This window comes from Bradyrhizobium sp. Arg816, assembly GCF_029989365.1.
Taxonomy (GTDB): Bacteria; Pseudomonadota; Alphaproteobacteria; order Rhizobiales; family Xanthobacteraceae; genus Bradyrhizobium.
Window position 1 is genome coordinate 731,580 of sequence record NZ_JAPRAQ010000001.1, and the last position, 20,682, is coordinate 752,261.

General features: G+C 65.7%; 19 protein-coding genes. 1 reads left to right on the plus strand and 18 read right to left on the minus strand.

The window, feature by feature from the left end; genetic code table 11:
• Nucleotides 1-39: 39 nt before the first annotated feature.
• From OWC48_RS03265 to OWC48_RS03285, 5 genes are all read right to left on the minus strand, one after another.
• Nucleotides 40-1,044, minus strand: a complete 1,005-nt coding sequence (locus tag OWC48_RS03265; RefSeq protein ID WP_282518638.1) for an ABC transporter ATP-binding protein — start codon at nucleotides 1,042-1,044, stop codon at nucleotides 40-42.
• Nucleotides 1,041-2,054, minus strand: a complete 1,014-nt coding sequence (locus OWC48_RS03270) for an ABC transporter ATP-binding protein (RefSeq protein WP_282518639.1) — start codon at nucleotides 2,052-2,054, stop codon at nucleotides 1,041-1,043. The genes OWC48_RS03265 and OWC48_RS03270 overlap by 4 nt, the downstream gene beginning before the upstream one ends.
• Before the next feature lie 2 nt (nucleotides 2,055-2,056).
• Entirely contained in the window at nucleotides 2,057-2,950 is an 894-nt protein-coding gene (locus tag OWC48_RS03275) for an ABC transporter permease (protein WP_282518640.1), read from the minus strand.
• Nucleotides 2,947-3,897, minus strand: coding sequence for an ABC transporter permease (locus OWC48_RS03280; RefSeq protein WP_282518641.1), 951 nt, complete (start codon nucleotides 3,895-3,897; stop codon nucleotides 2,947-2,949). The genes OWC48_RS03275 and OWC48_RS03280 overlap by 4 nt, the downstream gene beginning before the upstream one ends.
• An 84-nt stretch (nucleotides 3,898-3,981) precedes the next feature.
• Complete coding sequence (locus OWC48_RS03285; protein ID WP_282518961.1) at nucleotides 3,982-5,403, minus strand: amidase; 1,422 nt, start codon at nucleotides 5,401-5,403, stop codon at nucleotides 3,982-3,984.
• A gap of 127 nt (nucleotides 5,404-5,530) precedes the next feature.
• On the opposite strand from OWC48_RS03285, the gene OWC48_RS03290 reads away from it, so the two are divergent.
• A complete protein-coding gene (locus tag OWC48_RS03290; RefSeq protein WP_282518642.1) occupies nucleotides 5,531-6,418 on the plus strand; it encodes a LysR family transcriptional regulator in 888 nt (295 codons plus the stop codon).
• A 12-nt stretch (nucleotides 6,419-6,430) separates the two neighbouring features.
• On the opposite strand, the gene OWC48_RS03295 is transcribed toward OWC48_RS03290, so the two are convergent.
• From OWC48_RS03295 to OWC48_RS03355, 13 genes are all read right to left on the minus strand, one after another.
• Nucleotides 6,431-7,366, minus strand: a complete 936-nt coding sequence (locus tag OWC48_RS03295; protein ID WP_282518643.1) for a carbohydrate kinase — start codon at nucleotides 7,364-7,366, stop codon at nucleotides 6,431-6,433.
• Between the two features lie 5 nt (nucleotides 7,367-7,371).
• Complete coding sequence (locus OWC48_RS03300; protein WP_282518644.1) at nucleotides 7,372-9,018, minus strand: FGGY-family carbohydrate kinase; 1,647 nt, start codon at nucleotides 9,016-9,018, stop codon at nucleotides 7,372-7,374.
• Nucleotides 9,019-9,056: 38 nt separating this feature from the next.
• Nucleotides 9,057-9,830: an SDR family NAD(P)-dependent oxidoreductase gene (locus OWC48_RS03305; RefSeq protein ID WP_282518645.1), complete on the minus strand. Its 774-nt coding sequence runs from the start codon at nucleotides 9,828-9,830 to the stop codon at nucleotides 9,057-9,059.
• Between the two features lie 40 nt (nucleotides 9,831-9,870).
• On the minus strand, nucleotides 9,871-10,878 hold the full coding sequence (locus tag OWC48_RS03310; protein ID WP_282518646.1) for an ABC transporter ATP-binding protein: 1,008 nt from the start codon (nucleotides 10,876-10,878) through the stop codon (nucleotides 9,871-9,873).
• 15 nt (nucleotides 10,879-10,893) lie between these two features.
• Complete coding sequence (locus OWC48_RS03315) at nucleotides 10,894-11,724, minus strand: carbohydrate ABC transporter permease (RefSeq protein WP_282518647.1); 831 nt, start codon at nucleotides 11,722-11,724, stop codon at nucleotides 10,894-10,896.
• A gap of 3 nt (nucleotides 11,725-11,727) precedes the next feature.
• The gene (locus OWC48_RS03320; protein WP_282518648.1) at nucleotides 11,728-12,600 is read right to left on the minus strand and encodes a carbohydrate ABC transporter permease; all 873 of its coding nucleotides are present in this window, start codon (nucleotides 12,598-12,600) and stop codon (nucleotides 11,728-11,730) included.
• A gap of 95 nt (nucleotides 12,601-12,695) precedes the next feature.
• Nucleotides 12,696-13,949, minus strand: coding sequence for a sugar ABC transporter substrate-binding protein (locus tag OWC48_RS03325; protein ID WP_282518962.1), 1,254 nt, complete (start codon nucleotides 13,947-13,949; stop codon nucleotides 12,696-12,698).
• Between the two features lie 328 nt (nucleotides 13,950-14,277).
• Nucleotides 14,278-15,228, minus strand: coding sequence for a sugar-binding transcriptional regulator (locus OWC48_RS03330; RefSeq protein WP_282518649.1), 951 nt, complete (start codon nucleotides 15,226-15,228; stop codon nucleotides 14,278-14,280).
• Nucleotides 15,229-15,234: 6 nt separating this feature from the next.
• Entirely contained in the window at nucleotides 15,235-15,897 is a 663-nt protein-coding gene (locus OWC48_RS03335; protein ID WP_282518650.1) for an HAD family hydrolase, read from the minus strand.
• A 72-nt stretch (nucleotides 15,898-15,969) separates the two neighbouring features.
• Nucleotides 15,970-17,886, minus strand: coding sequence for a nitric oxide reductase activation protein NorD (locus OWC48_RS03340; protein ID WP_282518651.1), 1,917 nt, complete (start codon nucleotides 17,884-17,886; stop codon nucleotides 15,970-15,972).
• Nucleotides 17,887-17,896: 10 nt separating this feature from the next.
• Nucleotides 17,897-18,709 carry a CbbQ/NirQ/NorQ/GpvN family protein gene (locus OWC48_RS03345; protein WP_282518652.1) on the minus strand — a complete coding sequence of 271 codons (813 nt, stop codon included), beginning with the start codon at nucleotides 18,707-18,709 and terminating at the stop codon, nucleotides 17,897-17,899.
• A gap of 59 nt (nucleotides 18,710-18,768) precedes the next feature.
• A complete protein-coding gene (locus OWC48_RS03350) occupies nucleotides 18,769-20,115 on the minus strand; it encodes a cbb3-type cytochrome c oxidase subunit I (RefSeq protein ID WP_282518653.1) in 1,347 nt (448 codons plus the stop codon).
• Between the two features lie 65 nt (nucleotides 20,116-20,180).
• Nucleotides 20,181-20,633 carry a cytochrome c gene (locus tag OWC48_RS03355; RefSeq protein ID WP_071915501.1) on the minus strand — a complete coding sequence of 151 codons (453 nt, stop codon included), beginning with the start codon at nucleotides 20,631-20,633 and terminating at the stop codon, nucleotides 20,181-20,183.
• Between the last annotated feature and the right edge of the window lie 49 nt (nucleotides 20,634-20,682).

A 20,682-nucleotide genomic window follows, 5' to 3' on the forward strand; every position in this document is an offset into this window, starting at 1 on the left:
CCTTCTCTTGTCTCAGCCTACGCCAATTCCATGGGAACACTAAACCTCCATGGCCGCGTGCGGCAATGCCATCACCGCCTCCGCCTTGTGGCAGGCGGCGAGATGGGCTTCGCCGACCTTGCGTAGCTCAGGCAGGGCCTGGCGGCAATGCTGGTCGGCAAGCGAACAGCGCGCGACATAGGGACATCCGCTCGCCGCCGCCGATTGCGAGGCGATCGCCTGGGCCCCGCGCCGCCGCCGGCCCCCGCCGGCGCGCGCCCGCGGCACGGCATCCAATAGCGCCCGCGTATAGGGATGGGCACAGCGCTCGAACAGGTCCTCCGGCCTGCCCTGCTCGACGATCCGGCCGAGATACATCACCGCGACCTCGTCGCAGAGATAGTCGACCACGGCGAGGTCGTGGCTGATCAGGATGTAGCTCAGGCCGAACTGCTCCTGGAGGTCCTGCATCAAATTGAGCACCTGCGCCTGAACGGAGACGTCGAGCGCCGAAACGGGCTCGTCGGCGACGATGAGCTTCGGCTGGGTGATCAGCGCGCGCGCGATCGCGATGCGCTGGCGCTGGCCGCCCGAAAATTCGTGCGGATATTTGTCCATGTCGGCGTCGCGCAGGCCGACCTGGCGCAGCACGGTGGCGACACGTTCGCGGAACGTGGTGCGGTCGGCGTCGTCTAATACGGTCAGCGGCTCGGCGACGATGCGCGCGACGGTCTGGCGCGGATCGAGCGAACCGTAGGGATCCTGGAACACCATCTGGAAATCGCGGCGCGCGCGACGCAGCTCGTCGGCCGAGATGTGGTTGAGATCGCGCCCGAGCAGCGCGACCTGCCCCGATGTCGGCCGCTCCAGCGCCATCACCACCCGCGCGAAGGTCGACTTGCCCGAACCGGACTCGCCGACGATACCGAGGCTCTTGCCGGCATCGACCCGCACGCTGACGCCGTTGAGCGCGCGCACCTGGCCCGGCGGGCGGAACAGGCTTTCACGCGGCAGCGTGTAGCGCTGCTCGAGATTCTTGACGTCGAGAAGCGGCGCTGCGGTCATGCGGGCAGCGCTCCGACATTCGCGGCCATGGAGACATCGGTGCGCACACAGCGCACCCCGTGACCGGGACCGACTTCGACCAGCGCCAGCAGCGCCACGCGGCACTTGTCCTCGACCAGCGGACAGCGATCGCCGAACGTGCAGCCGGCAGGCAAGTCCGCAAGCTCGGGCACCGTGCCCGAGATCGTCGTCAGCCGCGTCCCCTTGCGCGCGCCGAGCTTCGGCCGGGCGCGGAACAGGCCCTGCGTATAGGGATGGCCCATCCGGCGGAACACCTCGTCGGTCGGCCCGCTCTCGACGACCGTGCCGCCATACATCACCATCATGCGTTGCACGTTCTCGGCGATGACGCCGAGATCGTGCGAGATCAGGATCATCGACATGCCGCGCTCCTCGACGAGATCGGCGATGAGGTCGAGGATCTGGCCCTGGATGGTGACATCGAGCGCCGTGGTCGGCTCGTCCGCGATCAGCAGGTCGGGCTCGCAGGCGAGCGCCATCGCGATGGTGACGCGCTGGCGCTGACCGCCGGAGAACTGATGCGGATAGGCGTCGATCCGCCTTGCGGGATCGGGCAATCCGACGCGGTCGAGCAAGGCGATCGCTTCTTTGCGCGCCTGTGCCGCCGAATATTTCTTGTGACGCCGCAGCGGCTCGGCAACCTGATGGCCGATCGTGTGCATCGGGTTGAGCGCCGTCATCGGCTCCTGGAAGATCATGCTGATGCGGTTGCCGCGCAGCTTGCAATAATCCGCATCCGACAGACCGGCGAGCTCGCTGCCATCAAGCCTGATGCTGCCGGTCACGACAGCACTGTCCGGCAAGAGGCCCATCAGCGACAGCGCCGTCACCGACTTGCCGCAGCCGGATTCGCCGACGAGACCCAGCGTCTCGCCGCGCTTGAGGGTGAAGCTGACGCCGCGCACGGCCTGTGCCGGTCCGCGGCTGGTGTTGAGGCGCACGCCGAGATTGGCGACCTCGATCAGCGGCAGGGTTGAGCGCTCCCCCATCGTCATCGCTCCCGCGCCAGTCGCGGATCGAGCAGATCGCGCAGTCCGTCGCCGAGCAGATTGAGCCCGAGCACGGCGATGGCGATCGCCGCACCCGGATAGACCGCAAGCATCGGCGACTGGAACAGCAGCGTCTGCGCATCGTTCAGCATGCGGCCCCAGGACGGCTGCGGCGGCTGCGTGCCGAGACCGAGATAGGACAGCGCGGCTTCGGCAAGGATCGCGAGCGCGAACTGGATGGTGACTTGCACGATCAGGATCGACAGGATGTTGGGCAGCACATGCTCGATGGTGATGCGGAATTTGCCCTTGCCCGAGGCGCGCGCCGCCAGCACGAATTCGCGCGCCCAGATCGCGTTGGCCGAGCCGCGTGTCAGCCGGGTCAGCGTCGGGATCTGGAAAATGCCGATCGCGATGATCGAGGTCACCATGCCCGGCCCGACGACCGCGGCGAGCATGATCGCGGAGAGCACCGCCGGAAAGGCGAAGGTGAAATCGGAGAAACGCATGATGATCTCTTCGGTCCAGCCGCGCTTGGCCGACGCGACCAGGCCGAGGCAGACACCGAAGGTGAGACCGATGCTCACGGCGATGATGCCGACCAGAATGGTCGAGCGCGCGCCGGCGAGCAGCAGCGAGACGATGTCGCGGCCGAAGGAATCGGTGCCGAGCCAGTGTGCCGCCGACGGCGGCCGGAGCTTCGAGGCGATGTCGATCTCGTAGGGCGACCACGGCGTCCACACCAGCGACAACAGCGCCGAGGCGAGGACCAGCAGGCTCAGCGCGCCGCCGAGCACAAAGCTGCGGTGACGCAGCGCGCGGGCCCAGAAGGTGCGGGCCGGCAGCGGACGCGTTACGATCGGGGCGTCGACCGAAGTGGTCAGTGGTGCGCTCACAAATCCTGGACCTTGATGCGGGGATCGATGAAGGCGTAGAGCACGTCGACCACGAAATTCACGATGACGACCATGGCCGCCAGCAGCATCACGCAATTGCGCACCACGATCAGGTCGCGGTTGGCGATCGACTGGAAGATCAGGCGGCCGAGGCCCGGCAGGTAGAACACGTTCTCGATCACGATGGTGCCGGCGAGCAAATTGGCGAATTGCAGCCCCATCACCGTCATTACGGGGATCATGGCGTTGCGCAGCACATGGCTCCACAGCACCTCGCGCTTGCCGAGACCCTTCGCGCGCGCGGTGCGGACAAAGTCTTCTCGCAGCACTTCGAGCACAGCCGAGCGCGTGACGCGCGCAAGGATCGCGGCCTGCACCACCGCGAGCGAGACCGCCGGCAGCAGCAGCGACTTGATGCCGAGCCAGATGCCATCCTCCCAGCCGGGAAAGCCGCCCGCCGAGAGCCATTGCAGCCGCACCGAGAACAGGAGGACAAGGAGGATCGCGAACCAGAAGTTCGGCAGCGCGATGCCCACCTGCGTCAACGACATCACGCCGACGTCGCCGAGCTTGTTGTGGTTGGCCGCGGTGTAGATGCCGGCCGAGAGCGCCAGCGTCACCGTGATCAGCATCGACATGATCGCGAGCGGGATAGTCAGCACCAGCCGCTCCGCGATCAGGCTCGCGACCGGCGTGCCATAGACATAGCTGTTGCCGAGATCGCCGACGAGGAGGCCCTTGATCCATTGCAGATAGCGAACCGCCAGCGGCTGATCCAGCCCCAGCTTGACGGTGAGCGCGCGCACCGCGTCGGCCGAGGCATCGGCGCCCATCAGCATCTGCGCCGCGTTGCCCGGAAGAGCGTCCAGCACCAGGAAAATGATCACGGATGCGCCGACCAGCGTCGCCAGCAAGGTCAACAGACGTCGAAGAAAGAATACGCTCATGCGCGCTCGGCTTCAGGGCTCATCCGCCGCACGATCAACATGTCCGGGCGCCGGAGGCAAGTCCTTTGCGGCATGTGCCTCACCTCAGCCGGGCCGGCGGGACAGAAGATCGTGCGAGGCCTCGAACAGCGCGCTCACGCGCAGCAATTCGGCATCGGCACGAAAGCGCCCGACGAGCTGAAGCCCGATCGGCAGGCCGTCGCGGCCGAAGCCGCAGGGAAGACTGATCGCGGGGTGCCCGGTCATGTTGAACGGCATGGTCCAGGGGAACCAGTGCGGCCGGACGCTGTCGAAGTGCTTGCCGTCGATCTCGATGGTGCCGAACAGGTCCTGGTCGATCGGCAGCGCGGTGCGGGTGAGGGTCGGCATCGCCAAAAGATGCCCGCGCGCAAGCAGGGATTGCACGCGGCGGAACAGCGCGGTGCGCGCGAACATCGCCTCCTGATAGGCGACGCCGCTGACATTGGTCGCGAGCGCGACCTGCTTGACGAAGGCCTCGCTGAGGACGTCGCCATGCTCGGCCACCAGCTTGGCGAAACGCGTGCGCCAGACGGTGTGGTTGATGGCACGCCAGATCGGCTCGATGTCAAAGCCCTCGCCGGAGAACTCCTCGAGCTCGGCACCGAAACCGGCCAGCCGCTCGAGGCTCGCCTTGAAGCTGGCCGCGACATCTGACGACACCGGGCGGCCGGGCGGCGACGCACAGAATAGGATCTTTTGCCCGCGCAGATCGCCGCGCGGCGCGGCGGTGCCGATGAAATCGGGCACGGGCACGCCGATCGACCATGGATCGCATGAGTCCTCGCCGGCCATCGCCTGCATCATCAGCGCGGTATCGGCGACGGTGCGCGTGGTCGGCGTGACATAGGTCTGGTTGCCGAAGGCGTCGAGCGCCTGGCTGTGCGCTATCACGCCGTTGCTCTGCTTCAGCCCGACCACGCCATTGCAGGCGGCCGGAATCCGCGTCGAGCCACCGCCATCGGTCGCAATCGCCAGCGGCGCGATGCCGCTCGCCACCGCCACCGCCGCGCCGCCGCTGGAGCCGCCGGAGGAGCGCCGCGCGTCCCACGCATTGCGGGTGCGGCCGAACAAGGGCGAGTCGGTCAGGCATTTGCTGCCAAATTCGGGGGTCGTGGTCTTGCCGATCAGGATCGCGCCTTCCGCGCGGAGCTTTGCGACCGCGACAGCATCCTCGCTCGGCACATTGTCCTTGTAGGGAACGGCGCCGAACGTGGTCTTCACGCCCCCAGTGTTGACGATGTCCTTGACGGTGACGGGAAGGCCATGCAGCAGGCCGAGCGGATCGCCCGCCATCACCTTGCGCTCGGCCGCGCGGGCCGCCGCCATCGCCTCGTCGCCGCAGAGCGTGATGAAACAGTTCAGCTCGGGCTGAAGCGCCTCGGCTCGCGCGAGCACGGCGTGGGTGACTTCGACAGGCGAAATCTTCTTCGTGGCAATGAGGCCGCGCAGTTCGGTTGCAGATAGCAGGCAGGGATCGCCGTTCATCGTCACATCACGCTCCGAAGCCGGCCCCCGTTGGCCCAGCCATTGCATTGACATCGAGAATGACAGTTTTGTTAACTCGCCGTCCAATACGTTTTTGGACGCCAACCCATACGTTTTCGGTATGCCAATGGATCTTCGCCGGCTCCGTTACTTCGTCGCCGTGGCCGAGGCGCGCAGCGTCGGCAAGGCCGCCGAACGGCTGCGGATGGCACAGCCTCCCCTCTCCGTCCAGATCCGCAAGCTTGAAGCCGAGGTCGGCGCGCCGCTGTTCCGCCGCGGCACGCGCGGCATGGACCTGACGGAAGCGGGCCAGGCCCTGCTGGTGCGCGCCGGCGAAGCACTGGCGCTGGCCGCCGACGGCATCGAAGCCGCGCGCGCGGTCGCGGCCGGGAGCCGCGGGCGGATTTCCGTCGGATACATGTTCGTGCTGGCGAACGCCATGCTGCCGCGCCTGATCCCCGAGCTGCGGCGATCCATTCCCGGCGTCGACCTCGACTTCGCCGAGCTCAGCGCCTCGACGCGCGAGGCGCGGCTGCTCGACCGCAGCGTCACCGTCGCGCTGTGCATGCCGGCGATCCACCATCCCGAGATCCAGGTGGCGCGGATCGGCGCGCAGCCGTTCATGCTGGCGATGCCGAATCGCTCACCGCTTGCGCGCCTAAGCGCCGTGCCGATGGCGCGACTCCAGGGCCGCCCGCTGATCGCGCTGCCGCCGCCGGAGCAAGACCCTGCCTCCTCCGCGGTCGCAGCCTTGCTGCGGCGGCATCAGATCGTGATGCCGATCGCGAGCCGGGTGGAGACGGTCCATTCGGCGATGAGCCTCGTCCTCGCCGGTGAAGGGCTTGCGATCCTGCCGGCCTGCGCGAAGCTCGGCGCGCCGCAGGGCATCGTGTTCCGGCCGCTGCGGGAGGCGAGCGACTCCATCGATATCGCGGTGTGCTGGCGGCGGGATTCGCAAAGCCCGCTGATCCGCACCTTCCTCAAATGCGCCGAGAAGGTGGTGGCACGGCTTTGATGCGGAGCCGCGCTAGACGCCCCACGTGACTTCATGGCTCCAGGGCGGATCGGCGCCCGGGCGGGTACAGGTCAGGCCGGCGCAGTTGGCGGCAAAGGACAGCGCGCGGCGAAGCTCGTCCGTGCCGATGTCTTTCAGCTGCTGCCGGCCGATGCGGCCCTGCTTGTGCAGGGCGAACAGCAGCGCCGCCTGAAAGCTGTCGCCGGCCCCAATGGTGTCGGCGATCTCGACCTTCGGTGCCGGCACTTCGATCTGCCCTGCTCCCGCGTGCCAGGCGATGGCGCCATGGTTGCCGCGGGTGATGACGATGAGGCTCGTGCCCTGCCCCAGCAACGCGTTCGCGCGTTGCTGATATGGCTCCTCGCCGAAGAGATACGCGAAGTCGACATCCGACATCTTGATGAGATCGGCGGTCCTTGCGAACTCCGTCATGCGCGCGAGATAGGCGGGCTTGTCCTTGACCAGATTGGGCCTGCAGTTCGGATCAAAGGAGATCGTCGACGTCGCGCGCGCGTCCGCGATCAGGGCTTTCGTCTCGGCCGCGCCCTGGTCGTTCACCAGCGTGGTCGATCCGACATGGATGGCCTCGACCGTCGCGAACGGAATTGTGCCACGCCGGTAGGTCCAGTTCCGTGTCGCGGTCTCCGCGTCATAGAACGCATAATGCGACTCGCCCGCCACGATGCGCACGAAGGCGAGCGTGGTCTGGTGATCGCCGCGGGTGGCCAGCCCCAACTCGACGTTCGACGCGGCGGCGTGATCGGCGATCATACGCCCGAACATGTCGGTCGAGATACCACCGACGAAGCCGGTCGGCGCGCCGAGCCGCGCCATGCCGATCGCGACGTTGAGGCAGGAGCCGCCGACCGCAGGCATCACCGCCTCGCGCCCCTCGGTGTTTTGCGTCGGGACGAAATCGATCAGCGCATCGCCGCAGGCAATCAACATCCGTTTCAACCTCCGGCACCCTCGCGCATCGCCGCGCGGCTGCCGCGATCGACCTCGCGCAGCAGCTTGTACACTTCGCGCTTCCTGCTGTGAAACGCGGCCATGTCGGGCGCGGTCGGCTCGCTCTTGCGGCCCAGCGCCGACATCTTGGCCATGGTCTCGCCGATCGAGGCATAGGCGCCGCCGGCGACGGCGCCCAGCATCGCGGCACCCAGCAGCACCGGCTCCTTGGTCTGCGGCAGCGCGACGGTGAGGCCCGTGGTGTCGGCCATGATCTGCCGCACCAGCGGACTGCGGCTGGCGCCGCCGCCCATGATCATGATGCCGGCATGGACGCCATGCGCGGCAAAGGCTTCGATCACTTCCGCAAGGCCATAGGCCAGCCCGCAGAGGCCGGCGATGAACAACCGCTCCATCGAACTGACATCGGTGTCGAGATCGAGGCCCGCGATCACCGCGCGAGTGTCAGGGTCGGCATAGGGCGAGCGGTTACCGATAAATTCGGGGAGCACGTGGACGTCGCGCGCCAGCAGCGCGGCGCGGCTGGCATCGCCGGCGCGCGCAATGATGCGGCGCTCGAGGAACTCGATGAGGTCGACACCCTCGCTTTTCGCCGCGGCGCTCGCTTCCGCGTGGCCGGGATGCGACTTGAGGAGATGGTCGATCGCGGCGCCCGCAGCGGACTGGCCACCCTCGTTGAGCCAGAAATCAGGTACCATACCGGAGTAATAAGGCCCCCAGACGCCTGGCACGAAGCACGGCTCCTTGGTCGTCGCCATGATGCAGGCCGACGTGCCCATGATGTAGGCGAGACGATCGGTGACGTCGCTCGTTCCACCCGATCCGTCACGGCCACCGATGGCGCCGATGCCGCCGGCATGGGCGTCGATCAGGGACGCCCCGACCGGCGTGCCCGCGGTCAGGCCGAGATCGGCGGCGGCGGCGCTGGTGAGACCGGTGCCAAGCCGCGTCCCGGGCGCGACGATTTCGGTGCCGATGCGGGTGTATTTTTCGCTGACGAAGTCGGCGAGGCCGATGCGCTCAAAGAAAGGCGCGCTCCAGCCGCCACCATCATGCGCGAGATAGTTCCATTTGCAGGTCACCGTACAGGTCGAGCGCTGCAGCGATCCGGTGGCGCGCCAGGTCAGATAGTCTGCGAGGTCGAAGAAATGTCCGGCAGCATCGAAGCTCGCGCGCAAATGACGTTTCAGCCAAAGGAGCTTCGGCATTTCCATCTCGGGCGAGATCGAGCCGCCGACATAGCGCAGCACATCGTCCGCGGTCTCGTTGATGAGACGCGCTTCCGCAATGGCGCGGTGATCCATCCAGACGATGACATTGCGCTGCCTGTCGCCGGAGGCGCTGACCGTGACGGGCTCGCCCCTGGGATCGAGCACCACGAGGGAACAGGTCGCATCAAAGCCGATGCCGCCGACGCTGTCGGGCGCGATGGCGGCTTCTGCCATCGCCGCCCGCACCGATTTGACACAGGCCTGCCAGATATCCTCCGACGACTGCTCGACGATATCGCCGGCCTCGTGCCAGATCCGAATCGGATGCTTGGCGGTCGCGAGCAGTGTGCCCGCCTCGTCAAACACCCCGGCCCGCGTGCTCGTGGTCCCCACGTCGACGCCGATATACGCTCGCGGCATTGTCGCTCCCGGAAGCTCTCGTCAGTTTTGACGGTAGCCTACCAGCAAGTGTAGCCGCCATCCACCAGCACGATGCTGCCGGTCATCAAGCTCGCCGCTTCGGAGGCCAGGAACAAAACGACCGAGGCGATCTCCTCGACCTGCCCCATCCGCCCCATCGGGGTTCCGCCGATCCAGGCGTCGTACATTCGCGGGGTGCTCTTCACGAAGGCATTGAGCGGCGTGTCGATATAGGTCGGGGCCACCGCGTTGACGCGGATGCCCCGCGCCCCCCATTCGGCGGCCAGCGACTTGGTCAGATGATGCACGCCGGCCTTGGAGGCGTTGTAGAAGCACTGCTCCTGCGGCTTGTTGACGATGAAGCCGGACATCGAGCCGACATTGACGATGGCGCCGCTCTTGGCGTTGAGCATGTGCTTGCCGAATTCGCGGCAGCACCAGAAGGTGCCGTTGAGATTGACGTCGATGACGTTGAGCCAGTGCTCGTCGGTGACGGTCTCGGCCGGCGTCTCGCTGCGGGCAATGCCCGCATTGTTGACGAGGATGTCGACCTTGCCGTGGCGGGCGACGAGGTCGTTGGCGACCTCAGCCACGCGCTTGGTATCGGTGACGTCCATGATCGCAGTCTCGATGTCAAAACCCTTCGCCTTCAGGCTGGCCTTGGCATCGCCGGCGACCTTGCTGTCGCGATCGCCGATGATGACCTTCGCGCCGGCTTCGGCCAGCGCTTCCGCGCAGGCGAGGCCAATGCCTTGCCCGCCGCCGGTGATGAACGCGGTCTTGCCGCTCAGCTTGAATTTTTCGAGATACATGGTGGTCTTTCCGTCTCTTGCCGTCTCTTGCCGTTTCTTGTCAGCCCCGAAGCGCGTTGCCGCTCTCGTCGAAGCGATGGATGCGCGCGGGATCCGGCACCAGCGACACGCGGTCGCCGGCATGCAGGCTCAATTCGCCGATGTAGCGCGCCGTCAGCATGCCGAGCGGTCCGGCATCGACATACAGGAAGGTGTCGCTGCCCAGATGCTCGGCGACCGCGATCGTTCCCTGCCAGCCGCCGGCGCCGTCGCGCTCGATCTTGAGATGCTCCGGCCGCACGCCGATCGTCGCCGCGCCCTTCTGCAAGGCGTGCTCGCCAGTGACGAAGTTCATCTTCGGCGAGCCGATGAAGCCGGCGACGAAGAGATTGGCGGGTCGCTCATAGAGCTCCAGCGGCGAGCCATATTGCTCGATCTTGCCGCCGTTCAGCACGACGATCTTGTCGGCCATGGTCATGGCCTCGACCTGATCGTGGGTGACGTAGATCGCAGTGGTGCCGAGCTGCTTCTGGAGCCGCGTGACTTCTATCCGCATCTGCACGCGCAAGGCCGCATCCAGGTTGGACAGCGGCTCGTCGAACAGGAATGCCTTGGGCTCGCGGACGATGGCGCGGCCGATCGCGACGCGCTGGCGCTGGCCGCCGGAGAGCTCGCGCGGCTTGCGATCGAGATAGGGTGTGAGGTTCAGTGTCGCGGCCGCTGCCTCGACCTTGCGGTTGGTCTCGTCCTTGGAAAGGCCTGCCATCTTCAGGCCGAAGCCGATGTTGCCGCGGACGCTCATGTGCGGATAGAGCGCATAGGACTGAAACACCATCGACAGCCCGCGCTTGGCCGGCGGCGTGTCGACGACGTTCTTGCCGTCGATCAGGATCTTGCCGCCTGAGACGTCTTCGAGCCCGGCGATCAGCCGCAGCAGCGTGGTCTTGCCGCAGCCCGAGGGACCTACGAACACCACGAAGGAGCCGTCGGCGATCTCGAGGTCGGCACCCTTGATGATGTGCACAGGACCGAAGGATTTCTGTACGTCCTGAAGTGTGATCTGACCCATGATCCGCCAGCCCCTTTACTTCACCGCGCCGAAGGTGAGCCCGCGCACGAGCTGCTTCTGGCTGAACCAACCGAGGACGAGAATGGGCGCGATCGCCAGCGTCGAGGCCGCCGACAGCTTTGCCCAGAACAGCCCTTCCGGGCTCGAATAGGAGGCGATGAACGTCGTGAGAGGTGCGGCGTTCGACGTTGAAAGGTTCAGCGTCCAGAACGCCTCGTTCCAGGCCAGGATCAGATTGAGCAGCATGGTCGACGCCAGCCCCGGGATCGCCATTGGCGTCAAGACGTAGACGAGCTCGCGGCCTATCGTGGCGCCGTCCATGCGCGCGGCCTCGAGGATGTCGCGCGGAATCTCCTTGAAATAGGTGAACAGCATCCAGATCACGATCGGCAGATTGCCGAGGCAGAGGATGAAGACGAGGCCGATACGGGAATCGAGCAGGCCGAAGGTCTTGAAGATCAAATAGATCGGTACCAGCACGCCGACCGGCGGCATCATCTTGGTCGAGAGCATCCAGAGCAGGATGTCCTTGGTGCGCTTGGTCGGCGAGAATGCCATCGACCAGGCCGCGGGGATCGCGATCAGCATCGCAATGAGCGTCGAGCCGCCGGCGATGATGATCGAGTTCATCGCGTGGTGGAAATAGTCGCTGCGCTCCTGCACAGTCGCGTAGTTTTCCGTGGTCCAGTGGAAGAACAGGAAGGACGGGGGAATGGCGAAGGCCTCTAACTCGGTCTTGAAGCTCGCCAGCACCATCCAGAGGATCGGGAAGAAGATCAGGAAGCCGAAGAACCACGCTCCGATCGTCGAGACCACCACCCGCTGCGTCGTCGCCATCCGCGCCATGTTTCAAGCCTCCAGATTGCGGCCGACGATGCGGACGAGGAAGAAAGCGACGACGTTGGCGATCACGACCGCAACGAGGCCGCCTGCGGAGGCGCTGCCGACGTCGAACTGGATCAGCGCCTGCGAATAGATCAGGAAGGCGATGTTGGTGGTTTGCAGGCCCGGTCCGCCGCCGGTGGTGACGAAGATCTCCGCGAACACCGTGAGCAGGAAGATGGTCTCGATCAGGATCACCACGGTGATGGGACGCGCAAGGTGCGGCAGCGTGATATAGATGAAGGTCGAGACGGCGCTGGCGCCGTCCATCTCGGCGGCCTCCTTCTGCTCCTCGTCGAGCGATTGCAGCGCGGTCAGCAAAATGAGCGTCGCGAACGGCAGCCATTGCCAGGCGACGATCAGGATCACCGCGAGCAGCGGCGCGTCGGTGAACCAGTCGATCGGCGTCAACCCGACCAGCTTGGCGAGCCAGGCGAACAGGCCGGAGACCGGATGCATCAAAAGGTTCTTCCAGACCAGCGCGCTCACCGTCGGCATCACGAAGAACGGCGCAATCACCATCAGCCGCACGATGTTGCGGCCGATCACGGGCTGGTCCATCAGCAGCGCCAGGGGGATGCCGAGCAGGATCGTCAGCGCCAGCACTGAGCCGACCAGCACCAGTGTGTTCCGGAGCGAGGCGAGGAAGGCGGGATCGGTGAGGAAGTAGCGGAAATTCTCCAGGCCGACGAACGCCTCGGAGCCGGGATCGAGCAGGCTGTAATGCAGGGTCGAGAAATAGATCGTCAGCGCCAGCGGAACGATCATCCAGATGAAGAGCAGCCCGACCGCAGGCGTCAGGAGCGAACGCGCAAGAAACTGCGTCTGCCGGGTTGCCATCCTTGGCGTCTCCGCTGGGAGGAAGAAGGCGGCCATCCATTCGGGGCTGGCTGGTGGATGGCCGCCAGTTTGAGCTCAGGAGGGAGAGCTCGGGTTCACTTGATGTAGCCGGCGCGCTTCATCTCGCGCTCGGTGGCGGACTGCGCCGCGGTAAGCGCGGCATCGACCGTCATCGATCCCGCGAGCGCGGCGGAGAATTGCTGGCCCACCTGCGTGCCAATGCCCTGGAATTCGGGGATCGCCGCGTATTGCACGCCGACGTAAGGCACCGGCTTCACGGTGGGCTTGTTCGGGTCGGCAGCATCAATCGAGGCCAGCGTCAGCTTCGCGAAGGGCGCGACTTTCAGATAGTCCTCGTTCTGGTAGAGCGAGGTCCGCGTGCCTGGCGGCACGTTGGCCCAGCCCTCCTTCGACGCCACGAGCTTGGTGTAATCCTTGCTCGTCGCCCAGGCGATGAACTTCTCGGCCGCGTCCGACTTCTTCGAGCCGGCGGGAATTGCAAGGCTCCAGGCCCACAGCCAGTTGGCGTTCTTGCCGAGCCCCGTGTTGGGCGCGAGCGCGAAGCCGACCTTGTCGGCGACCTGGGACTCCTTCGGGTTGGTGACAAAGGACGCAGCGACCGTCGCATCAATCCACATCGCGCATTTTCCGGCGTTGAACAGCGCCAGGTTTTCATTGAAGCCGTTGGCGCTCGCGCCGGGAGGGCCGGCGTCCTTCATGAGATTGACGTAAGTCGTGAGCGTCGTCTTCCATTCCGGCGTGTTGAACTGCGGCTCCCACTTCTCGTCGAACCAGCGCGCGCCGTAGGAATTGGCCATGGCCGACAGGAACGCCATGTTCTCGCCCCACCCGGCCTTGCCGCGGAGACAGATGCCGTAGGTGCCGGCGCTCTTGTCCGTGAGCTTCTTGGCGGCGTCGATGACGAAATCCCAGGTCGGCTTTTCCGGCATCTTCAGGCCGGCCTTCTCGAACAGGTCGGTGCGATACATTACCATCGAGCTCTCGCCATAGAACGGCGCGGCGTAGAGCTTGCCGTCGACGGAGACCGCGTCCTTGATCTTCGGCAAGAGGTCGGCGACGTCGTAGTCGGCGCCGAGATTGGCGAGCGGCACCAGCCAGCCCTTCTTGGCCCAGATCGGCACCTCATAGGTGCCGATGGTCAAAACGTCGAATTGGCCGCCCTTGGTGGCGATGTCGGTGGTGACGCGCTGGCGCAGCACGTTCTCCTCCAGCGTCACCCATTTGACGGTGATGTCTGGATTTTTCTTGGTGAATTCGCTGGCCAGCCCCTGCATGCGGATCATGTCGCCATTGTTGACGGTGGCGATGGTCAGGGTCGTTTCGGCCATCACAGGGACAGCCAACAACAGGCAAGACGCGCCGCAGACGGCGCCGAGGACGTGTTTCACGGTGACCTCCCTAGGATCGCGCTTCTGAGCATATGCCCACGCGTTGAGCGTATGTTCGGACGAGGTGCGACGCTTGTCAAGCAGGCGCGCGGGCGTTCCCGCAACTTATGAGTGCTGCGGTGCACCACCCACCCCCGTCATGCCCCGCGAAGGCGGGGCATCCAGTACGCCGTGTCGTGAGTTGGTTTGCCCCAAGCGGGGCCGCGGAGTACTGGATCATCCGCTTTCGCGGATGATGACAGTCGCGCAAGTCGTGAGATCGCCCGCCCTACCGCTCCAGAATCGCCCTTGCCGTCGCCTCGTCCGTGATCAGGCCGTTGATCAGGTGCCCGTTCAGCGCGGCCGCGATCGCCGGCACCTTGGCCGCACCGACCGCGGCGCCGATCGTGGTGGTCTTGGCCGGCACTTCCGGCGGAATGCTGGTGAGGCGCTTGTTGGTGCCGGCCTTGAGCAGGCGGCCCTTGGCATCATAGGCCCAGCCGGTGATTTCGCCGATCGCCCCCTGCCGCATCATCTCGAACAATTCGTCGCGGGTGACGAAGCCGTCGATGTGGATTTGCGCCTTCTGGTCCATCTGACCGATGCCGACGAGGCGCAAGTCAGCCTTGGCGGCGACCGCCTTGACCTTCGCGATCGGCTCGATCCGCACCATCTTGTTGCGCTCGTCCTCCGACGACATCAGGAACGGCAGCGGCATCGGATAGTGCCGCGCGCCGGTGCGGTCGGCGAGCCGGCCGACGGTGTCGTAGAAGCTCGCCGAGCCGTCGGCGGAGATGTTGCCGACCAGCGAGACGATCTGGTGGTTGGGCCGGTCGATCGGCGTCACGCGCTCGACCGCAGCGCGCACCGCCCTGCCCGTACCGAGCGCGACGATGACGGGCGTTTCCGAACGCAACGTCGAATCCAGCAGGTTGGCACAGCGTTCGGCGATGCCCGCCGTGGCCTGCGGCGCGGCAGGATCGGCCGGCACCACCTCGCAATGGCTGAGGTCGAAGCGCGCCTTCAGGCGTGCCGCCAGTTCCATGCAGGCGGCGATGGGATGTTCGAGACGGAAGGTGATGAGACGCTCGGCAAGGCACAGCGAGACCAGCCGCTGCGCGGAGGCCCGCGAGACCTGCAGCATCTTTGCGATCTCGTCCTGGGTGTGACCGGCAATGAAATAGAGCCAGCCGGCACGCGCGGCATCGTCGAGCCTGGACTTTTCGTTCTCGACGGCCATGGCGGCCTACGCCTCCCAGAAATCGCTCATGTGCGCGAAGACCCGATCGGCCCCGGCGCGGGACAATATAGCTTGGCCGTCGCGCCCGCGATAATGGCTGCCGCCGACAAATCCCCAGACGGTCATGCCGGCAGCCTTCGCGGCCAGCACGCCACTGACGCTGTCCTCGATCACCAGCGTGCGCGCGGGTTGCGCGCCCATTTTCTCCGCCGCGTGGAGAAAGAGATCCGGCGCGGGCTTGCCGTGCGTGACCATCTGCGCCGTGTAGATCCGGTCGCCGAAATGGGGCGCGAGACCGGTCACCCTCAGAGACAGCGCGACGCGGTCGAGATCACTCGACGAGGCCACGCAATTCGGCACGCGCAGGCCGGACAGGACGGTATCGGCATCGGGAATCGGATCGAGCGCCTTCTCGAAGGCGGTCAGTACGCGCGCCTTCAGCCGGACGGGAAAATCGGCCGGCACCGCCTGGCCGAATTCGCGATAATGCTGCGTGACCGCGCTCGTGCTTCGCCCGAGAAACAGCTCGAGCGCCTGCACAAGTGTCAGCGATATCCCGAATCCGGACAGCTCGTCGACAAGGCACTGGCAGCTCAAGAGCTCGCTGTCGACGAGCACGCCGTCGCAGTCGAAGATGACGAGATCGGGCCTTTGCCGGCTTCGGTCCATCCGGCCATTCGATCATATACCCATGCTTTGAGCAATAGTTCACCGAAGAGGCGCGTGGCGGGCTTTCCGGGGTCAATGGGCGACCTGTCGATAGATCGCCGGCAGCGCCGCAGGCAATCGACAGATATTGCCGACGATGGCGTAGCCGCTGCGGCCGAACAGCGTCGGGACGTAGGATTGCGCCGTCGCATCGACCGTCACGCCGAAGACCGCGATGCCAAGCCGCCGCGCCTCCTGCACGGATTTGCGGGTGTCCTCGACTGCAAAGCGCCCCTCATAATGATCGACGTCGTTCGGCTTGCCGTCGGTGAGAACGAGCAGCAGCTTCTTGCGCTGCGGCTGGCGCGCCAGCTCGGTCGAGGCGTGGCGTACCGCCGCGCCGATCCGTGTGTAATAGCCAGGCTTCAGCGCGCCGATCCGGCGCTCGATCGCCCCACTCATCGGCTCGCCGAAGGCCTTGACCGTTTCGAGCCGTACCCAGGAACGTCGGCGCGAGGTGAAGGTGAGGATGCTGTGGTGATCGCCGCAGGCCGACAGGCCATGCGCAAGCACCAGCAGCGCCTCCTTCTCGACGTCGAGCACCCGGTAACCGTCGACCCAGGCATCCGTCGAGAGCGAGACGTCCACCAGCAGGGTGACGGCGAGATCGTGCCCCTGCGGGCGCATCGCGACATGGATGCGATCGAGACCGCCGCCGCTGCCGGCGCGGAGATCGCACCGCGCACGCACGAGCGCATCGAGGTCGAGATCGTGACCATCGGCTTGGGCGCGCATCAATTCGTGACGCGGCCGCAACACCTCGAAGCGGCGGCGCACCTGGCGGATATGCCGACACATGGCGTCGTCAGGCGTCCAGCTCTCACCCAGCTCGGAGGCCGCACCCGCGAGCACGCGGCAATGATCGGGCAGATAGGAGCCGCTGCGATAATCCCATTCGGGATAGCTCAGGTCGGCGTTCAATCGCGAGGCATCGAGGGCTTCCGGCGGCAGGTCGAGATCGAATTTGAGCCGGCTCGCCGGCTTGCCGCTGCGGCGGCTGAGCGTGATCTCCTCGAGGTCGTCGGCTGCCTTCTGCGCTTCCTCGTCCTCACTGTCGTCAGCCGGGCGATCGACATTGATCATCTCGGCCATCGCGAGGATCTTTTCAAAGCGATTGAGCACGAACGGGTCGCGGCGATCGGTGCCGTCTTCGCGCTCACGGACGGCGAAACGCTTGCGATCGTCTGATGGCGCTGGCGCGGCGGTCGGCCCGCACGCGTCATCGCCCGCATGTGCGGGTGACAGCTCCCGTGTCCAGCAATCGCCCCAGAGCGGGCATGGCAGGATCGAACGATAGCCCGGCGGCGCCCTGTCCGGCAGCGGCTCTGTCCCCATCATCGCCGGCCACAGCTTTCCCACCGGCGGCGTACCGGCGCCGAGCAGAGCAAGCACGATCTGCTCCATGTCCTGCTCGATGCGCGGCAATGGCCGGTGCGGCCGCGCCATGGCCGTGGCCGCGGCCAGCCGGGCGTAGTCCCCGGCAAGGCCGGGACATTCCGTCAGCACAAGCACCGCGATCTCGCTGGCCCGCCGCAGCATCAACAGGTCGCGCCGCAACGGATCGGCCTCGGGGATAGCGTCGACCGGCGCAAAGGCAAACCACACGGCCAGCCACCGGTACAGCGCAGCATTCAGCCCGCGATCGGCGAAGATCGCGATGTTGTCGGGCAGGAAGATCGTCGCGGCGTCACGCCCCGGTTGCTCGAGCCGCTCGTCGCCGAGCCCGATGCGCTGCCGCCATCCAAGCCGATGCCCAGTCCGGCGAGCACTCGCGCTGGCGATCTGCACGCCCGTCTCCCCGCCAAGCGCGCGGAACATGATCGCGATCCGGCTGCGCACCTCCGCGAGGGACACCGCGTGTTCGGCGTAAACCAGATAGCTCGCGGTGCCGCCGACCAGGCGATGCCAGGCGCGGCCGACGGTTTCTTCAAGCTCGAGGAAATCGAGCATCGCATCACCCTCAGGAGATCACGGCGCGTGCGACGTCGAGCAGCGCCGCCTTGACGTCTGCGTCATCGGTGAGCGGTTCGATCATGCCGGCCAGCACCGCATCGCCAATTGAGGCTCCGGCCGCAATCAGGGTGGCGCAATAGACGACGAGACGGGTCGAGACCCCCTCCTCCAGGTCGTGCCCTTTGAGCGCGCGCAGCCGGCTGGCCAGCCCAACCAGCGGCCGCACGCGCTCCGGCGAGAGCCCGCTTTCGGCGGACACCACCGCCTCCTCCTGCTCCGGCGGCAGGAAGCCGAACTCGATGGCAACGAAGCGCTGACGCGTCGACGGCTTCAACGCCTTCAGCAGCGTCTGGTAGCCGGGATTGTAGGAGACCACGAGCATGAAGCTCTTCGGCGCGACCAGCTCCTCGCCGGTCCGCTCCAGCGGCAGAATGCGGCGGTCGTCGGTGAGCGGATGCAGCACCACCGTGACGTCCTTGCGCGCCTCCACGATTTCGTCGAGATAGCAGATGCCGCCCTCGCGCACCGCCCGTGTCAGCGGACCGTCGGTCCACACGGTGTCGCCGCCTCTCAGCAGGTAGCGGCCGGTGAGATCGGCGGCGGTGAGATCGTCATGGCAGGCGACGGTGTGAAGCGGCAATCCCAGCCGCGCCGCCATGTGGGCGACGAAGCGCGTCTTGCCGCAGCCGGTCGGTCCCTTCAACAGGACCGGGAGCTGATGCCGCCAGGCGTGCTCGAACAGCCCGCATTCGTTGCCGCTCGGAACGTAAGCCGGGAGCACGAGCGCGGGTGCCGCCAAGGCGTGAAGTGCTGCTGTCATGGTTCTTCTCCGGAAATCATTCTGGAACGGCGGCCGCGACTTGCGCGGCCGCCTTGTGTTCATTCGGCCGGTTGGAGCACGCCTGGGATAGTCGCCCGCTTCTCGCGGCCGGGCACCAGCACCGCCCAGACGAACATCAGCGCAGAGATCGCGACGAACACGCCGGAGCCGAGCCGCACCCAGTAGAAGAAGGCAAGCTGGTCCTGCACGTCCATGTAACTCTGGCCAAGCACGCGCTGGAGATGGACCTGAATCACGCCGGCAAAGGTCAACGCGAAAGTCATGGTCATCATCGCCGTGCACATGATCCAGAAGCTGGTCATGCTGAGCCACTGGTTATAGGGCGCACGTCCCTTGATCTGCGGGATCGCATAAGCCATCACCGACAGGTTCAGCATCACATAGGCGCCGAAGAAGGCGAGATGGCCATGTGCGGCAGTGACCTGCGTGCCGTGGGTGTAGTAGTTCACCGAGGACAGCGTGTGCAGGAAGCCCCAGACGCCGGCGCCGAGGAACGCCATCACCGAGCAGCCGACCGACCACAGCAGCGCGGCGCGGTTCGGATGCTTGCGGCCGGCCTTCCAGGTCATCTGCACCGTGAAGATCACCATGGTGAAGAAGGGCGCGACTTCCAGCGTGGAGAACAGCGAGCCGATCCACTGCCAGTAGCCGGGTGCGCCGATCCAGTAGAAATGGTGGCCGGTGCCGAGAATGCCCGAGAACAGCGCAAGGCCGATGATGACGTAGAGCCATTTCTCGACCACCTCGCGGTCGATGCCGTTGAGCTTGATCATCAGATAGGCGAGCACGGACGCCATGATCAGCTCCCAGACGCCCTCGACCCAGAGATGGACGACGTACCACCAGTACATCTTGTCGACCGCGAGATTGGCCGGATTGTAGAAGGCGAACAGGAAGAAGATCGCAACGCCCCACAGGCCGAACAACAGGATGTTGGTGACCGTCGTCTTGCGTCCCCTCAGCGCCGTCATCGTCACGTTGAACAGGAACATCAGGCAGACAACCACGATGCCGACCTTGATGATGAAGGGCTGCTCGAGGAATTCGCGGCCTTCATGGTAGTGGAACAGATAGCCGACCACAGCCACGCCAGCGGCGCCAAAGAACATCCAGAACTGGATCTTTGCGAGCAGCGGGCTGTAAAGCTCGGTCTCGGTTTCCTCCGGCAGCAGGAAGTAGGTCGCGCCCATGAAGCCGATCAGCGACCACACGATCAGCGCGTTGGTGTGAATCATCCTGACGATGTTGAACGGCAGCAGCACCGACAGCGTGTTGGGCAGGACGTAGATGGTCCCGGCAAGCAGGCCAAACAGGACCTGCGCCAGGAACAGCGTCAGCGCGCCGTAGAAATACAGCATCGCGACTTTCTGGGTTTGATATTTCATTTCGGGTTCTCTCTGTCTTGAAAGAGGCAAGGCCTTGAAAGAGGCGGCCTTGAAAGTGGAAGGCGTCAGCCGGCCTTGTTCGGCGGCCACTCCTGGCGCTTGATCTTGCTGGTCCATTGCAGGAAGTCGGCGAGATCGTTCAGCTCCTGGTCGGTGAGGTTGAACTGCGGCATCTGGCGCCGGCCCTCCGCGCCCGAGGGCTGCGATTGCATCCAGGCCTTCAACGTCTCGCGCGCACCGGCCGGATCCTCATTGCCGCCCCAGCGATCCCAGACATTGCCGACTTCGGGGGCGAAATAGGCGCCCTCGCCCAGCAAAGTGTGGCAATTGATGCAGGAGTTCTTCTCCCAGACATGCTTGCCGCGCGCGACCGACGATGTCAGCGTGGCCGCGTCCGTCGAGGTCGTCGCCATATAGTAATGGCTGTGCGCCGTCAGCCCGATGAAGATGGCGAAGAAGAAGGCCGAGCCGCCGTAGAAGACGTTTCGAGCCGCCGACTTGGTCAGGCGTTCAGCCATTGCCAGTCCTTTCCGTTGTGAGTCCCGTCGTGAGGAAGCAGTGATGCTG

What these genes read in the sequence shown, in the direction of transcription:
- OWC48_RS03270 (WP_282518639.1), bottom strand. Translation starts at nt 2,054, where the DNA reads ATGGGGGAGCGCTCAACCCTGCCGCTGATCGAGGTCGCCAATCTCGGC.
- OWC48_RS03335 (WP_282518650.1), bottom strand. Translation starts at nt 15,897, where the DNA reads ATGGACCGAAGCCGGCAAAGGCCCGATCTCGTCATCTTCGACTGCGAC.
- OWC48_RS03280 (WP_282518641.1), bottom strand. Translation starts at nt 3,897, where the DNA reads ATGAGCGTATTCTTTCTTCGACGTCTGTTGACCTTGCTGGCGACGCTG.
- OWC48_RS03310 (WP_282518646.1), bottom strand. Translation starts at nt 10,878, where the DNA reads ATGGGTCAGATCACACTTCAGGACGTACAGAAATCCTTCGGTCCTGTG.
- OWC48_RS03325 (WP_282518962.1), bottom strand. Translation starts at nt 13,949, where the DNA reads ATGGCCGAAACGACCCTGACCATCGCCACCGTCAACAATGGCGACATG.
- OWC48_RS03305 (WP_282518645.1), bottom strand. Translation starts at nt 9,830, where the DNA reads ATGTATCTCGAAAAATTCAAGCTGAGCGGCAAGACCGCGTTCATCACC.
- OWC48_RS03320 (WP_282518648.1), bottom strand. Translation starts at nt 12,600, where the DNA reads ATGGCAACCCGGCAGACGCAGTTTCTTGCGCGTTCGCTCCTGACGCCT.
- OWC48_RS03315 (WP_282518647.1), bottom strand. Translation starts at nt 11,724, where the DNA reads ATGGCGCGGATGGCGACGACGCAGCGGGTGGTGGTCTCGACGATCGGA.
- OWC48_RS03300 (WP_282518644.1), bottom strand. Translation starts at nt 9,018, where the DNA reads ATGCCGCGAGCGTATATCGGCGTCGACGTGGGGACCACGAGCACGCGG.
- OWC48_RS03340 (WP_282518651.1), bottom strand. Translation starts at nt 17,886, where the DNA reads ATGCTCGATTTCCTCGAGCTTGAAGAAACCGTCGGCCGCGCCTGGCAT.
- OWC48_RS03330 (WP_282518649.1), bottom strand. Translation starts at nt 15,228, where the DNA reads ATGGCCGTCGAGAACGAAAAGTCCAGGCTCGACGATGCCGCGCGTGCC.
- OWC48_RS03350 (WP_282518653.1), bottom strand. Translation starts at nt 20,115, where the DNA reads ATGAAATATCAAACCCAGAAAGTCGCGATGCTGTATTTCTACGGCGCG.
- OWC48_RS03295 (WP_282518643.1), bottom strand. Translation starts at nt 7,366, where the DNA reads ATGTTGATTGCCTGCGGCGATGCGCTGATCGATTTCGTCCCGACGCAA.
- OWC48_RS03290 (WP_282518642.1), top strand. Translation starts at nt 5,531, where the DNA reads ATGGATCTTCGCCGGCTCCGTTACTTCGTCGCCGTGGCCGAGGCGCGC.
- OWC48_RS03355 (WP_071915501.1), bottom strand. Translation starts at nt 20,633, where the DNA reads ATGGCTGAACGCCTGACCAAGTCGGCGGCTCGAAACGTCTTCTACGGC.
- OWC48_RS03285 (WP_282518961.1), bottom strand. Translation starts at nt 5,403, where the DNA reads ATGAACGGCGATCCCTGCCTGCTATCTGCAACCGAACTGCGCGGCCTC.
- OWC48_RS03345 (WP_282518652.1), bottom strand. Translation starts at nt 18,709, where the DNA reads ATGACAGCAGCACTTCACGCCTTGGCGGCACCCGCGCTCGTGCTCCCG.
- OWC48_RS03265 (WP_282518638.1), bottom strand. Translation starts at nt 1,044, where the DNA reads ATGACCGCAGCGCCGCTTCTCGACGTCAAGAATCTCGAGCAGCGCTAC.